Genomic DNA, 13,730 nt, shown 5'->3' on the forward strand with positions numbered 1-13,730 from the left:
ACTTTATTTTTTTAAACTTCCATTCTCTAAGACGATATGCTTGTTACATTTGTCTTTCCAAATAGGATTACTACTCACCACAACTAAACTCCATGGTTGCTTAGGACTGGCTAAAAACTCAATAATTTTTTTCGTTTCGTCCTTTTTAAATTGGTCTAAAGGGTCTTCTAATATTAAAACTTTAGGTGCTTTCGCAACAGCTCTCGCTAAAACAATTTTCTTTGAAATAGTATAGGCAACTTGCTTACCTTCTGGTTTTAATATGGTATTTAATCCTTTTGGTTGTAATTTTATATAATTAGTTAAACCAACATTGTTAAGTATTTCAAAAATTTGATCATCTGTAATGTTTGGATCTCCAAAAGAGATGTTTTCTCTAATAGTTCCTTCAAAAGGAGTTTCTTCGGATAAGGAGAGTCCTAATTTTCCTCGATATTCCTTAATGAAAAGACTTTCTATAGAAAGATTATTGATAAAAATGTTTCCAGAAGTGGGAAGGTTTACTCCTGATATTAGTTGCAATAAACTAGATTTTCCGCTACCACTTTCGCCTTCGACAAGAATTCTATCTTGTGGGTTGATAGTTAATGAAACTTTATTGAGTATTGGTCGGTTCAAATCCTTTACTTCGTAAGTTGCTTCATGTAATTCTATTGTTAAATTGTCTTCATGAGGAATAACTTCTCCTTCTTGAGCTTCTAAAGGTTTATCATTTACCTGTCCTAATTTCTCAATAGAAGTTAATACATCGTAATAAGATTCTAGCCCTAGAATTAGTTTTTCAACAGAAGTAATAATTAATAGGATTATAATTTCAGCGGCAACAAATTGACCAATGTTCATTTTTTGATTTAGTACTAAAAAACCTCCCATAAAAAGTAAACCAAAGGTTACAAGTACTTTAAAACCTATCATTTTCTTGTATTGAAGAACTAAAATTTTGAAGTGATCCTCTCTTGCATCAAGATAATCAGAAACAAAATTATCACATTTTTGAAGCGCTAAGTTTGTTTTTCCAGAAACTTTAAAGCTTACCACAGCTCTTGCTACTTCTTGTAGCCAATGGGCAACTTTATACTTGTGTTTTGATTCTTTTAAGCTGGTATCTAGCCCTTTTTGAGCGGTGTACTTGAATACAGCATAAATTAGAACTACCAGTAGTAAACCGAAAAATATAAAAAATGGGTGATAAAATGATAAAAGTACCAGAGCGAATATGATTTGTAGGAATGCCGATGGTACGTCAATTAGTAATTTTGAAAGCCCTTTTTGTATAGTCAGTGTATCGAAAAACCGATTTGCCAACTCAGGAAGGTAATAATTTCTTAGCTCCTTCATTTTTATTTTAGGAAAACGATAGCTTAATTCAATTGAAGCTCTAGTGAAAATACGTTGTTGGATAGTTTCGATAATTCTCATTTGCATGAGTTTTAAAACACCTGAAAACGCAACTCCACAGGTTACAAGGATGATTAAGATTACCCAAGACGCTGAAACTTGTGCTCCTTGAATTAAATTGATAATTGCTTGAATTCCAAGAGGGAGTGATAGTGCTACAATTCCCTCAAAAATAGCAAAATAAGCAATTTGTAAGATGTCTTTTCTCTCCAGTTTAACTAGTCCTAAAAAACGTTTCCAAGGAGTAAAGGTGTTATTTGTCATTTACTAAAGTGTTAAGGGTTAAGTTGGTTAAAAAGTCAGTAGGAGTTATAGTTTCACTACAACTGGTTATTGATGGAAAATGTAATTTCATATAATGCTGATGTAGGGCGCTTTCTGTAATAGTTCCAGCTAAGCTTAAAGCATATTGATACGTGTTGTTAAAAGAAAAAATAATTTCAGCCAATCTTTTTACAACTCTTTTGTAAGCCATAAAATAACCGACTTTATTTTCCGAATCTACGTCTTTAGTTAAATAAGATTTTGAATTCTCATTAATTACAATTTTGTTTAATAACACTTCATTGATATGTCCGTAATTGTTATCTTGTTTCGTAGTTCTGGTAACGACTTCTATTCCTTTAATAAGCTTTTCTTTGGAGTCGTTAATACTATAGGTTTCCATTACTAATTGATATTCGATCCACCCCCAATACCATGAAGTTAAGTATATTAAAAGTTTATGCTTGCTTTCGAAGTATCGATAGATAGAGCTTTCATTGGAGCCTATTTTTTGCCCTAATTTCTTAAAATTAAAGTTTTCAAAACCTATCTCTTCAATTAAAATAATGCTATTCTCTATTATTCTCTTACCCAAGTTAGATGATTCAGGGTCTTTGATATAGGTGCCTTCAGGGGTGAAAATTTTAATGTTGGAAAGTAAATTTTTCATACTTAAAATAAATTTTCGCAAAAATAATAGTATTACTTTTAATATTGTGAAGATTGTTGTTAAAATAAAGTCAAAGTTTTATTAATTAACATTTTTATTCAATGTTGTTGTAGGCATAAATTAAAGAGTAAGGCTAGTATTATGCTCTTTTTTATAAATTAATTTGACGAGAAATGTTATTCTTTCGTTAGGAGGTTATTAGGTGTGAATAAGATTATTTAAGCCTTGCGAACGCAAAGTCTATTTTAATAGTGTCGCTAGATATTCTAGCATATAGCTTTTCTTCGTTTTTCCAGTATTCTATCTTTTTAGGAAACTTATTCTTTTCATTTTGACAGGTAAAAGAAGTGTCTGTTTGACTTGTGAATAAAAAATATGTAGGCAATTCATTAACTCCAGTAACTTTTAAATTGAAGATGCCATTGATTTTTTCAATCTTCAGAATTTCTTTAAAAACAGTATCTTGTTTTTTAATGGTGTACCCTAAGCCATTTAAATTGTTGTCCCAATTTTCAAAGGATTTTGTATTTGAAGTATTAGTAACTCTAATCCATGTTCCAATTAAGAATTCAGGTTTTTCCGATTTAACTTTAGAATTACATGAAATCAATACGAATATGAGATAAAGAATAGAAAGAGTTCTCATAAATCATTTGGTTTTAGTTGTTTGTAGATTGCTCAAATTTAAAGAAAAATTGTAAATTCGCAGTCCAAGATTTGATGCGATGCTAGATAAATTACAAATTGTTAAACAACGTTATGATGAAGTGTCTGATTTGATTATTCAGCCAGATATTATTTCTGATCAAAAACGATATGTTCAGCTAAATAAAGAATATAAAGACCTAGGTAAGGTTGTTGAAAAAGCGAATGAATATTCAGGTTTACTGGCGAATATTGAGGAGGCTAAGGAAATTATCTCAGATGGGAGTGATGCTGAAATGGTTGAAATGGCTAAGATGGAGATAGATGAAGCAAAAAATCGTATACCAGAGTTAGAGGATGAGATTAAGTTTTTGTTAATTCCAAAAGATCCTGAGGATGCTAAGAATGCAGTTGTTGAATTAAGAGCTGGAACAGGTGGTGATGAGGCAAGTATATTTGCAGGTGATTTATATAGGATGTATTCTAAGTATTGTGAAAGCAAAGGGTGGAAGGTTTCTATCGTCGATTATAGTGAAGGGACAAATGGAGGGTTCAAAGAAATACAATTTGAAGTTTCAGGAGAGGATGTGTATGGAACATTAAAATTTGAAGCTGGTGTACACCGTGTTCAGAGAGTTCCTCAAACAGAAACACAAGGTAGAGTTCATACTTCAGCAGCAACCTGTATGGTTTTTCCGGAGGCGGAAGAGTTTGATGTGGAGATTAATCCTAAGGATGTTAGAATAGACTTTTTCTGTTCTTCAGGTCCTGGAGGTCAGTCAGTAAATACTACATATTCAGCTGTGCGTTTAACACATATTCCTACAGGATTGGTAGCACAATGTCAGGATCAGAAGTCTCAGCATAAAAATAAAGAAAAGGCCTTTAGAGTGTTGCGTTCTCGTTTGTATGATTTAGAGTTAGCTAAAAAGCAGGCGGAAGATGCAGCAAAAAGAGGTTCGATGGTAACCTCTGGGGATCGTTCTGCAAAGATTAGAACGTATAATTATCCACAAGGAAGGGTTACAGACCATAGAATAGGATTAACATTATATGATTTACAGAATATTGTAAATGGAGATATTCAAAAGGTTATAGATGAATTGATGTTAGCGGAGAATACTTCTAAGTTAAAAGAGTTAGGAGAAACAATATAAAAGAAAGCCCAAATAAAGGGCTTTTTTTATTTTAGTTATTGGTTTGTATTACGATTAAATATTCCTAAATTGCGCCCGATTTGTGTTCTATCTCGAAATTAGGAAATATCTAAGAATTTTATTCTCTTCTGGGGCAAGCAAAATTTTCATAGTACATTTTTGAATTTTCTTATTTTATAGAATTAAAAGCCTTTTGTCAATTATTTAAATGAATAAAGGTTTGTGAACTTTTGGTGTATAAAGTAGTAAACCATTGAATAGTTGCAAGAGCCCAAATGAAATAGTATATAATTAAAAATTTTAAAGTATGTTAAAAATTATAGTGAAGGAAGGTGAGAATATTGATAGAGCTTTAAAGCGTTATAAGCGTAAGTATAGAGACGTTAAGGTTCTTCAACAATTAAGAGAAAGAAAGCAGTACGTTAAGCCTTCAGTTTTGAGAAGAGCTGAAGTTAAAAAAGCTGCTTATAAAGAACAACTTTTTAAAGAAGATTAAAAAGGACTGATTTCTAAAGACACTATCCTAAAAAGTGTGTAAGTTCAAAATATCAGGGTTAGGTTATTTATAGCCTAATCCTTTTTTCAAATATAGCTAAAAATTGATTTAGAATTATGCCCCAATTTCTAATGGGCATTGTCCACTTTTTAGTACTTTCTCTTAAAGCTAAATATACCGATTTGATAACAGCGTCATCTGTCGGGAAAGAGAGTTTGTTTTTAGTGTATTTGCGTATTTTCCCATTAAGATTTTCAATAAGATTAGTGGTGTAAATAATAGTTCTTATTTCAATTGGAAAATCGAAGAAAACAGTGAGTTCATCCCAGTTGTTTTCCCAACTTTTAATAGCATACGAATATTTAGCTTCCCATTTATTTTTAAAATCTTTTAAAGCAGCCTTTGCGGCTTCTTTAGTTGGAGCTGTATAGATTTGCTTCATATCTTTAGTAAACTCTTTTTTATCTTTCCAAACCACGTATCTACAAGAGTTTCTAATCTGATGTACTACACATATTTGTGTGGTAGAATTAGGAAACACTGTCTTTATAGTATCTGTAAATCCGTTTAAATTATCGGTTGCAGTAATCAGTATATCTTGCGTTCCTCTGGCCTTAATATCAGTCAAAACACTCATCCAAAAAGCAGCTGATTCATTTTTACCTAACCACAAACCTAGTACTTCCTTTTTACCGTCGGATCTAAGGCCTACAGCTATGTATATAGTTTTGTTAATAACCTTAGAGTTCTCTCTAACCTTGAAAACAATTCCATCCATCCAAACGATTAAATAAGTAGCTTCTAAAGGTCTATTTTTCCATGCTACAATGTCATTAGTAATGCTATCTGTGATTCTTGAAATCGTTGAAGTAGAGATGTTAAAGTCATATAGCTCTCGGATTTGCTCCTCTATATCAGAAGCACTCATTCCCTTAGCATACAAAGAGATGATAAGATTTTCAACACCATCTGTAGTACTTTCTCTTTTCTTTACCAACATAGGATTAAAAGATCCTTCACGGTCTCTTGGGACTTCTATTTCTGTTTCTCCTAAAGTTGTTTTTAACTTCTTCTTTGAATAGCCATTTCGAGAATTAGAGTTAGTGCTCTTTTGATGTTTCTCGTAATCTAAATGAGCTGATAACTCTCCTTCTAAAATCTTTTCAACTCCTCGTTTGTGAAGTTGTTCTATAAAGCTAGTTAACTCTGAGCCATCTTTAAATTGTTTTAGAAATTCGCCGTTCAATAAATCTTCTGGTTTCATAAATGTGTAAAAATTAAAGTTAATGAATAAAAAAATCTCGGGGTTGAATTCAACCCCGAGATTTTAAAACTTACACAGTTTATGAAATACTGCCTTTCTAAATATAAAAAGCTCTATCAATTATTGATAGAGCTTTTTATATTTAGATTATTTTCTTGAATTAATTTAAGAAAACAAGTTGTCAATTTTTTCACGTTCTTCTGCTGCTAAACCAGCATCAACTAAAATTCTACCACTATGTTCGTCAATTGTAATTTTTTTACGATTAGCAATTTCTAATTGAATTTGTGGTGGAATTGTAAAGAATGATCCTCCAGCAGCACCTCTTTCAATAGAAACAACGGCTAAACCATTTTTCACTTTATTTCTAATACGAGTATAAGCTTTCAATAAGTGGTTGTCGATTGAATCAGAAAACTCTTGAGATTTTTGCTTTAATAATTCTTCCTCTTTCTCAGTTTCCTTCAAGATAGCATCTAACTCACCTTTTTTGTGAGATAAGTGAGTTTCTTGTTGAGTTAACTTAGCTTTTGTATTGTTAATAACCTCGTTCTTTTGAGTTATTTTTACCTTGTATTCTTTGATTCTCTTTTCTGATAACTGAATTTCTAACTCTTGATATTCAACTTCTTTTGTTAATGAATCAAATTCACGGTTATTTCGAACATTTTTTTGTTGATCTTCGTATTTAGCGATCGAACTTTTAGCTTCAGTTATTGCTTGTTTTTTACTTGCAATATCACTTTCTAAACTAGCTACATCACTAGCAAGGTTTGAAAGTCTTGTGTTTAATCCGGCAACTTCATCTTCTAAATCTTCAACTTCTAAAGGTAATTCTCCTCGAACGTTTCTAATTTCATCAATCCTTGAGTCAATTAGCTGTAAATCATATAACGCTCTTAATTTCTCTTCTACCGTTACTTCTTTTTTTGCCATCTTTTATATATAGTATATTGGATTTGTACTTTCTTCACTTAAAATAATTGCAAAAGTACTAATTTTTTTGTTAAGATAATCAACCAAAAGATTTTTTGTAAACTGTTCGCTCTCATAATGTCCGACATCCAGTAACAATATTTTCTTTTCAGCTTTAAAAAACTCATGGTACTTAAAATCAGCACTAATATAAGCATCTGCATTAGCTTTTATAGCGGCATTAATAGCAAAACTTCCGGAACCTCCCAAAACAGCAACTTTCTTAATTGATTTTTGCAATAATTCGGAATGTCTAATGCAATCAGTTTTAAAAGTTTCTTTAATAAAGTTAAGGAACTCTTTTTCGTTTAGTTCTTTAGGTAACTCACCAATCATTCCCATACCAATATTTTGGTTTTTATTGTTAAGAGTTATGATTTCGTAGGCTACCTCTTCGTATGGATGATTGTTAAATAATGTTTTTAAAATAGTGCTTTCTCTAAAACTATCGTAAGTTACAGTTATACATGTTTCTTCTGCAAATACTTGTTCTCCTTTTTTCCCTAGAGAAGGATTTGAATCATCACTTCCTTTAAAACTTCCGATCCCAGTAGTATTAAAAGAACAGTTGTCATAGTTGCCTATATTTCCCGCTCCAGCTTCAAAGAGTTTATTTCTGAGCTTTTCTGCATTGTTGTTCGGTACATAAGTGGTGAGTTTTTTGATAGTACCTTTTTTAGGTATTAATGTTTTTGGGTTTTGTAAGCCTAAAACCTCGCACATTTTACCTGAAACTCCTTGTTTAACATTGTCTAAAGCTGTGTGAATTGCGTAAATAGCAATATTATTCTGAATAGCTTTTAAAACAACTCGTTCAACATAATTGTTCCCATTTAAGCGCTTAAGTCCTGAAAAAATAATAGGATGAAAGCTAATTATTAAATTACAGTTCTTTTCAATGGCTTCGTCTACAGTTTTTTCTAGTGTATCAAGAGTAACGAGTACTCCTGTTACTTCTGTGTTATAATTCCCAACAAGTAGTCCAACATTATCGAAATCTTCAGCATAGGAAAGAGGAGCAAGTTTCTCTAAATAGTTGGTAACATCTTTTATTTGCATAATGGCTTTTTCATGATTTACTAATCATCAAAGTTAAGATTTTTAATTATTTTCGTCGTGATGAAAGTACTACGTTTTTTACTGTTTCCTGTTGCCATTGTTTACAATATAATTACATCTATAAGAAATCTGTTTTTTGATATAGGTTTTTTTAAACAAAAAGAGTTTGATATACCTGTTGTTGCTGTTGGTAATTTAAGTGTTGGAGGGACAGGGAAGTCACCTCAAGTGGAATACTTAATTAGATTATTGAAAGAAAAGTATCGAATAGCTACTCTAAGTAGAGGGTATAAAAGAAAAACTAAGGGATTTCAATTGGTGAATGAAACTCATTCAGCGGAGGATGTGGGAGACGAACCAATGCAATTTTATAAAAAATTTAAAGAGTTAACAGTGGCTGTGGATGCCAATAGAGTGAATGGAATAGATCAATTAATAGAAAATAGTAAAGCCGAAGTTGTATTACTAGATGATGCATTTCAGCATAGAAAAGTAAAAGCGAGTTTCTATATTTTGTTAACTAAATATGATGATTTATATTCCGATGATTTTGTTTTACCAACCGGTAACTTAAGAGAGAGTAGAAGAGGAGCGAAAAGAGCGAATGTAATTGTGGTTACTAAATGCCCGAATAATTTATCCGAGGAAAGACAACGAACAATTGTAAAGAAACTTAAGATATCAGGTAGTCAGCAGGTATTTTTTTCAGGGATAAAGTATGGGCAAAAGATATATTCTTATAAAGAGAGTATGAATTTGGGTGATTTGAAAAATTCGGAGATAGTTGTGGTAACAGGAATTGCTTCTCCAAAGTCTTTGCTACAGTTTTTGAGAGAACAAGAAATTGATTATAAACATATAAAATTTCCTGATCATCATAATTTTTCGGAAAGGGATCTTAGTGATATTAGAACGACTTTAAAAAGTATACCAGCAAAAAGAAAACTTGTGTTAACAACTGAAAAGGACTATGTTAGATTGGGAGAGTCGATTGACAATCTTTATTATTTACCTATAGAGAGTAGCTTTTTGAATAAAGAAAAAGAGTTCAATATTATGGTTTTAAATCATATTGATTCTATAAGAAGTTAATTCTGGTATCGTTTTTGTTATCTTTAAATTTTAATTGTAGAATTATGAAAACTAATTGGTTTATTTTGTTATGCTTTGTTTCTTTGATTGTTTTCTCGCAAGAAAATCAGACGATGGAATTCAAAGTAACTGCTAAATGGGAGTCAACGTTTGAGATTGCAAAAAAAAGGGCTAAACAAGAAAGAAAACCGATTTTAATTTACTTTTCAGGCTCAGACTGGTGTGGTCCTTGTATTAAATTGGATAATGAGTTATTTCATACAAAGAAATTTCAAGATTATTCAAAAGATAAATTTATTCTCTATATGGCAGATTTCCCTAGAAATAAAGATTTAGTTTCAGGCAAAGTGAGTAAAACAAATAAAAAATTATCGAAAAAGTATAATAATTCTTTCCCTATGGTGTTGGTTATTAGTAAGAAAGGGAAGGTTTTAGGTGAGCGCAGAGGTAGTTATTTACCTGACTCATATTATTCTTTTTTCGAATCAGTCTTAAATTAAAAAAACAGGTTTTAGATTCCGAATTTATCTTTTGCGCTTGCCGCAATTTGCTTAATTTCCTGTTCGTTTTCTTTTGGGCAAATTAAAAGAACATCATCTTTCTCAACAATAATAAAATTATCTAGTCCTTGAATGATGACTTTTTTATTATTTTCAGTTCTTACCATGTTACCATTCGAATTTTCAAAAATAGTTTGCGCTCCAACGATGGCATTTTCATTTTCATCTTTATTTAATTTGTTATAAAGAGATCCCCAAGTTCCAAGATCATTCCATCCAAAGTTTACAGGAATAACAAAAACATTTTTCGCATGTTCCATAATCCCAAAATCTATAGAAATGTTTTCACATTTAGCGTAGTTTTCTTCAATAAAAGACTTTTCTACGTCTGTATTGTAAACATTTTCTATATCTAATGTTTTTACCATTTCAGGAAGAAATTCACTAAAGGCTTTTATGATACTTTTTGCTGACCATACAAATATACCAGCATTCCAAAGAAAATCTCCACTCTTTAAAAATTGTTTAGCTTTTTCGAGGTCGGGTTTTTCAGTGAAATTTTTAACAGCTTTTATGTTGGAAGAGTTGTTTTCAAATTGAATATATCCATACCCTGTGTTAGGGGAGTCTGGTTTAATACCCAGGGTCATTAAAATATCTTCTTTTTCACAAGTATCAAAAGAAGTTTTGATATTGTTTATAAATTCAGATTCGTTTTCTATCCAATGATCGGAAGGAGCAACAAGTATAACCGCATCTGGATTCTCTTGGTATATTTTTAGCGCAGCATATAATATACAAGGAGCTGTATTTCTCATGGCAGGTTCTAAAAGAACTTGGTTCTTATGAACATCAGGAAGTTGATTTAATACTAGCTCTTCATAATCTTTATTGGTAGCAATTAATATGTTCGATGAAGGTATAAGTTCGTTAATTCTATTAAAAGTTTTTTGAATTAAAGAATCACCAGTTCCTAACATGTCGTGAAACTGTTTCGGATATTCTTTGGTGCTAACTGGCCAAAACCTTGAGCCAATTCCTCCAGCCATTATAACTGCGTAATAATTACTTTCCATACTATCGTATTAATTTCTTTTGATTACTCTATGAGTATAACTTCGGCATTTTGGTTAAAAAGATATGTACGTTTATTGCTCAGATTTAAACACTCATAACGAGTTCTTCTTTTGTTACCTCTCTTGTATAAAACGTCTTTAAATTTAAAGATACCATTATTAGGAATTTCAAAGATAAAATTCTTTCCTTCTCCCGCCACTCCATAGCGCAAAGCTAACGATAAATTTACATCTGTATCGGTACTTGCCTTAGGATTTTTTAAATAATTAGCAAGATGTGGTAATATAGATAAAGGATAAATTTCGGGCTTTAAAAAAGGAAGCATTAAATGCTGAAAAACCGTTTTCCACTCTTTTCCATGTGGTTGAACTCTTCCAAATTTTGTATGTGTAACATGGTGGGCAATTTCATGAACAAGTGTCAATAAAAATTGATGTGGGTTCAGATTATTATTCACTGTAATTTGCATTTTTCCATTTGGAAGACTTCTAAAGTCACCATGTTTTGTTTGACGCTGTCCAACAATTTTTAAGGTAACTCTATGTTTATTAATTAAATACTCTATTAAAGGTAAAGCTTTTTCTGGAATATAGTTGCTTAGAGCCAAAAAATAAATATTAAGGGGTTGAACTAGATACTTGTAACGTTTTTCCATTGTAGTATTTGTTCCCATTTAAGGAAAAATCAAATACATAGTCGGCCATTTCACTAGCTGATAAAGGGGCTTGATACCCTGGGAAGGCTTCTTCTAACATTTCAGTTTGAACAGCTCCTAAAGCAAGTACATTAAAAGCTATTTGCTGTTCTTTGTACTCTTCTGCAAGTAATTCCGATAAGGTTATGACAGCGCCTTTAGCGGAACTATAAGCAGCTAGTCCCGGAAACTTCATACTTCCTTGAATTCCTCCCATACTACTAATCGTTACAACATGGCTTTTTAAAGGCATAAAAGGAATTATTTTTTTTGTTAATTCAGCTACGGCAAACACATTTACTTTATAAACCTCTTCAAAATCTGAAAATGAAAGTTCTGAAAAGGGTTTATTAATTAGCTTACCGGCATTATTTACTAAAATATCCACTTGTTTCCAATTAGATTTGATGAAACCAATGGCGTTATCAAGACTATTTATGTCGGATAAATCGGTAGATATTGAAGTGATATTTTCTAATTTAAGTGCTTCCGTAGGTTTAGTGTTTCTTGAAAGAGCAAGAATTTGATGTCCGTCTTTTGCAAGTTTTTTTACGAGTTCAAAACCAACACCTCTGCTAGTACCAGTAACAACAATATGTTTTTTCATTAGTAGAGTTCTTTATTAAGAGTATAATGTTTAATACAGCTATTTATTTTTTTAGGTAATTAAAATATCAAGTTATCTTGTAAATAGTACTTAAACTAATTTGAAATCTAAGAAACCTTCTTTCGAATCTGTTTTATAGCTTGTCTGTTGAATTTCATTTATTTTTAAATTGTCATCAATTTCTATAAATGAAGCTAAAGCTGCGTATGTTCTTGTAATTACCCATGGTGTTGCTATACCAAAAGAAAAAATTATTAGAGCAAAATTAACAATATATAAACTAAAAACATCTCCTACCTTAATATTTAAAGTTAAGTTTGTTTTGGTTTCATCTTGATTCACTTCAATATTATTAACATAGAAGTCCAAGAGCTCTTTAATGTACCAGAAAGTGTATATACCTAGTGTAAGGGGAGATAGAAGGATGAGTTTTAATTGTATCCAAAACAATTTTGCGCCGTCTCCCTGGAATTCAAATGAGAGGTTACCAAACCTTAAATGTCTAATAACATATCTTCTTATTTCAATTACAAACCAAGGAGTATATATTCCTAAAGTTAGAAAAGTAATTAATAATCCAGAGATGAATTTCCAAAATAACTCTGATTTAGAACCGAGATAGTTAAATTGAACACCTTTCCATGTTGTTTTTTGGCTCCTATACTTTAAAGTTCCATGGATGATTAGAGGAGCTAGAACCATAAGTGTTAAGTAGGAACCAATTAATAAGATGGTTTGAGTAATACTACTATTACTAGCGACAGAAGTAAATAGCAAGCTATAAGCAACTATTATAAACAAAAAAACAACTAGGAAGCTTTTAAAAACATCCTTAGGATTTCCGTGAAAATTGAAATTATTATCTTTTAAAATGGTTGAGTTGCTGTGAAATTTTAGCAATTCAATTTTAGCCCATGGATAATAAATTCCAAGGGTCAATATTGTTAACAGGACGTTTTTAAAGAAAATTAGTGCAAATTCTGATCCGTTTCCTTGGTATCTTAATTGCTTGTCTGCTGATTTATTTTGAGTTAACTTTTGCATTAATAGTCTGTTTTTATTAATCAAAAGTCCAAATTTATTTCAAGTTGTGCAAATTCTGGTTTCGATATTGAAAAGTTAATCAAATACTAGAAGAGAAATTAAGACTTTAATATTTCTATAAGATCTTCGTCTTTTTTAACGTTATATTTTCTGAACTTTCTTTTTTGATCTTCTTTTCCTAGTAATTTTAAAATTTTTGATTTTGAAGAAGGAAGTTTAATAAGTTTTCCATTTTGTATTAAATATCTACTGGATTTGGCGGAAACAGTTTGATGGTAAAGACCTAAAGATTGTTTTGAAGCTACTGAGTTCTTTTTTAAATAATAAAATTTGACCAGTTTTAATTTTTGATTTGAGAATAAGAGCTGATAGTATTTATTGTCAATGGGTAAATCAATGTCAGTTGGTTTGAAAATTTTTTGCTGGAAAGTAATGCTCTTTATGGAGTTTTTCTTTAATAGAATAACTTCATTATCAATAAAAATTTCCATTCTCTTGTCGTATACATTGTAGTTACATTCTTTAAAATTGAACGTTTTATTATCTATTGTTTGCACTTTACACTTATTCCATTCTTTAGAAAAATAGTAGGTTCCTTGCGATTTAACTGAATGTTCTCCGTTGTTGCGTGATTTTACTTTTATCATTGCAAAGTTTTCGAAGTTATTGTTAAATACTCCATTCGTAAATGGAACCGCTCTTCCTTGGGCATTTGAGTTTATCGAAATGCAAAAGATTGATAATAGTAGAATTAGTTTAGTTTTCATAGGTTATATAATCTGGGGTTA

At 31.1% G+C, this 13,730-nt stretch carries 15 protein-coding genes; 4 read left to right on the forward strand and 11 right to left on the reverse strand.

Annotated features, from left to right (window positions below):
- Positions 1-3: 3 nt before the first annotated feature.
- The 3 genes from BLW23_RS08475 to BLW23_RS08485 form a co-directional block, all read right to left on the reverse strand.
- Positions 4-1,662 carry a peptidase domain-containing ABC transporter gene (locus tag BLW23_RS08475; RefSeq protein WP_093668809.1) on the reverse strand — a complete coding sequence of 553 codons (1,659 nt, stop codon included), beginning with the start codon at positions 1,660-1,662 and terminating at the stop codon, positions 4-6.
- Positions 1,652-2,332, reverse strand: coding sequence for a TetR/AcrR family transcriptional regulator (locus BLW23_RS08480; protein WP_093668810.1), 681 nt, complete (start codon positions 2,330-2,332; stop codon positions 1,652-1,654). The genes BLW23_RS08475 and BLW23_RS08480 overlap by 11 nt, the downstream gene beginning before the upstream one ends.
- Positions 2,333-2,546: 214 nt before the next feature.
- Positions 2,547-2,978: a DUF6265 family protein gene (locus BLW23_RS08485; protein ID WP_093668811.1), complete on the reverse strand. Its 432-nt coding sequence runs from the start codon at positions 2,976-2,978 to the stop codon at positions 2,547-2,549.
- A gap of 79 nt (positions 2,979-3,057) precedes the next feature.
- Between BLW23_RS08485 and prfA the strand changes: the two genes are divergently transcribed.
- Together prfA and rpsU are read left to right on the forward strand one after the other, a co-directional pair.
- Positions 3,058-4,134, forward strand: coding sequence for a peptide chain release factor 1 (gene prfA, locus BLW23_RS08490; protein ID WP_093668812.1), 1,077 nt, complete (start codon positions 3,058-3,060; stop codon positions 4,132-4,134).
- Between the two features lie 307 nt (positions 4,135-4,441).
- Positions 4,442-4,630 (forward strand): 30S ribosomal protein S21, encoded by a 189-nt coding sequence (gene rpsU, locus BLW23_RS08495; protein WP_093668813.1) that lies wholly within the window; start codon positions 4,442-4,444, stop codon positions 4,628-4,630.
- 67 nt (positions 4,631-4,697) lie between these two features.
- Here the strand turns inward: rpsU and BLW23_RS08500 are convergent, their stop codons facing one another.
- From BLW23_RS08500 to BLW23_RS08510, 3 genes are all read right to left on the reverse strand, one after another.
- Entirely contained in the window at positions 4,698-5,894 is a 1,197-nt protein-coding gene (locus BLW23_RS08500; RefSeq protein ID WP_093667472.1) for an IS256 family transposase, read from the reverse strand.
- A gap of 165 nt (positions 5,895-6,059) precedes the next feature.
- Positions 6,060-6,830: a zinc ribbon domain-containing protein gene (locus tag BLW23_RS08505; RefSeq protein WP_093668814.1), complete on the reverse strand. Its 771-nt coding sequence runs from the start codon at positions 6,828-6,830 to the stop codon at positions 6,060-6,062.
- Between the two features lie 3 nt (positions 6,831-6,833).
- Positions 6,834-7,928 (reverse strand): Nif3-like dinuclear metal center hexameric protein, encoded by a 1,095-nt coding sequence (locus BLW23_RS08510; RefSeq protein WP_093668815.1) that lies wholly within the window; start codon positions 7,926-7,928, stop codon positions 6,834-6,836.
- A 60-nt stretch (positions 7,929-7,988) separates the two neighbouring features.
- Here BLW23_RS08510 and lpxK point away from each other — a divergent pair, with 60 nt between their 5' ends.
- Entirely contained in the window at positions 7,989-9,020 is a 1,032-nt protein-coding gene (gene lpxK / locus BLW23_RS08515) for a tetraacyldisaccharide 4'-kinase (RefSeq protein ID WP_093668816.1), read from the forward strand.
- A gap of 44 nt (positions 9,021-9,064) precedes the next feature.
- The gene (locus tag BLW23_RS08520; protein WP_093668817.1) at positions 9,065-9,520 is read left to right on the forward strand and encodes a thioredoxin family protein; all 456 of its coding nucleotides are present in this window, start codon (positions 9,065-9,067) and stop codon (positions 9,518-9,520) included.
- 11 nt (positions 9,521-9,531) lie between these two features.
- Here the strand turns inward: BLW23_RS08520 and BLW23_RS08525 are convergent, their stop codons facing one another.
- From BLW23_RS08525 to BLW23_RS08545, 5 genes are all read right to left on the reverse strand, one after another.
- On the reverse strand, positions 9,532-10,596 hold the full coding sequence (locus BLW23_RS08525; RefSeq protein WP_093668818.1) for a mannose-1-phosphate guanylyltransferase: 1,065 nt from the start codon (positions 10,594-10,596) through the stop codon (positions 9,532-9,534).
- 23 nt (positions 10,597-10,619) lie between these two features.
- Positions 10,620-11,252 carry a SprT-like domain-containing protein gene (locus BLW23_RS08530; RefSeq protein WP_093668819.1) on the reverse strand — a complete coding sequence of 211 codons (633 nt, stop codon included), beginning with the start codon at positions 11,250-11,252 and terminating at the stop codon, positions 10,620-10,622.
- Positions 11,215-11,898: an SDR family NAD(P)-dependent oxidoreductase gene (locus BLW23_RS08535; protein ID WP_093668820.1), complete on the reverse strand. Its 684-nt coding sequence runs from the start codon at positions 11,896-11,898 to the stop codon at positions 11,215-11,217. The genes BLW23_RS08530 and BLW23_RS08535 overlap by 38 nt, the downstream gene beginning before the upstream one ends.
- A gap of 90 nt (positions 11,899-11,988) precedes the next feature.
- Positions 11,989-12,942: a YjgN family protein gene (locus BLW23_RS08540; protein ID WP_093668821.1), complete on the reverse strand. Its 954-nt coding sequence runs from the start codon at positions 12,940-12,942 to the stop codon at positions 11,989-11,991.
- Positions 12,943-13,040: 98 nt separating this feature from the next.
- The gene (locus BLW23_RS08545; protein ID WP_143032130.1) at positions 13,041-13,709 is read right to left on the reverse strand and encodes a hypothetical protein; all 669 of its coding nucleotides are present in this window, start codon (positions 13,707-13,709) and stop codon (positions 13,041-13,043) included.
- Positions 13,710-13,730: the final 21 nt, after the last annotated feature.

The sequence above is a fragment of the Tenacibaculum sp. MAR_2009_124 genome (assembly GCF_900105455.1).
GTDB lineage: Bacteria > Bacteroidota > Bacteroidia > Flavobacteriales > Flavobacteriaceae > Polaribacter.

Excerpts from the sequence above, each read along its gene's own strand:
- BLW23_RS08475 (WP_093668809.1), bottom strand. The coding sequence starts at position 1,662 with ATGACAAATAACACCTTTACTCCTTGGAAACGTTTTTTAGGACTAGTT.
- BLW23_RS08480 (WP_093668810.1), bottom strand. The coding sequence starts at position 2,332 with ATGAAAAATTTACTTTCCAACATTAAAATTTTCACCCCTGAAGGCACC.
- BLW23_RS08485 (WP_093668811.1), bottom strand. The coding sequence starts at position 2,978 with ATGAGAACTCTTTCTATTCTTTATCTCATATTCGTATTGATTTCATGT.
- prfA (WP_093668812.1), top strand. The coding sequence starts at position 3,058 with ATGCTAGATAAATTACAAATTGTTAAACAACGTTATGATGAAGTGTCT.
- rpsU (WP_093668813.1), top strand. The coding sequence starts at position 4,442 with ATGTTAAAAATTATAGTGAAGGAAGGTGAGAATATTGATAGAGCTTTA.
- BLW23_RS08500 (WP_093667472.1), bottom strand. The coding sequence starts at position 5,894 with ATGAAACCAGAAGATTTATTGAACGGCGAATTTCTAAAACAATTTAAA.
- BLW23_RS08505 (WP_093668814.1), bottom strand. The coding sequence starts at position 6,830 with ATGGCAAAAAAAGAAGTAACGGTAGAAGAGAAATTAAGAGCGTTATAT.
- BLW23_RS08510 (WP_093668815.1), bottom strand. The coding sequence starts at position 7,928 with ATGCAAATAAAAGATGTTACCAACTATTTAGAGAAACTTGCTCCTCTT.
- lpxK (WP_093668816.1), top strand. The coding sequence starts at position 7,989 with ATGAAAGTACTACGTTTTTTACTGTTTCCTGTTGCCATTGTTTACAAT.
- BLW23_RS08520 (WP_093668817.1), top strand. The coding sequence starts at position 9,065 with ATGAAAACTAATTGGTTTATTTTGTTATGCTTTGTTTCTTTGATTGTT.
- BLW23_RS08525 (WP_093668818.1), bottom strand. The coding sequence starts at position 10,596 with ATGGAAAGTAATTATTACGCAGTTATAATGGCTGGAGGAATTGGCTCA.
- BLW23_RS08530 (WP_093668819.1), bottom strand. The coding sequence starts at position 11,252 with ATGGAAAAACGTTACAAGTATCTAGTTCAACCCCTTAATATTTATTTT.
- BLW23_RS08535 (WP_093668820.1), bottom strand. The coding sequence starts at position 11,898 with ATGAAAAAACATATTGTTGTTACTGGTACTAGCAGAGGTGTTGGTTTT.
- BLW23_RS08540 (WP_093668821.1), bottom strand. The coding sequence starts at position 12,942 with ATGCAAAAGTTAACTCAAAATAAATCAGCAGACAAGCAATTAAGATAC.
- BLW23_RS08545 (WP_143032130.1), bottom strand. The coding sequence starts at position 13,709 with ATGAAAACTAAACTAATTCTACTATTATCAATCTTTTGCATTTCGATA.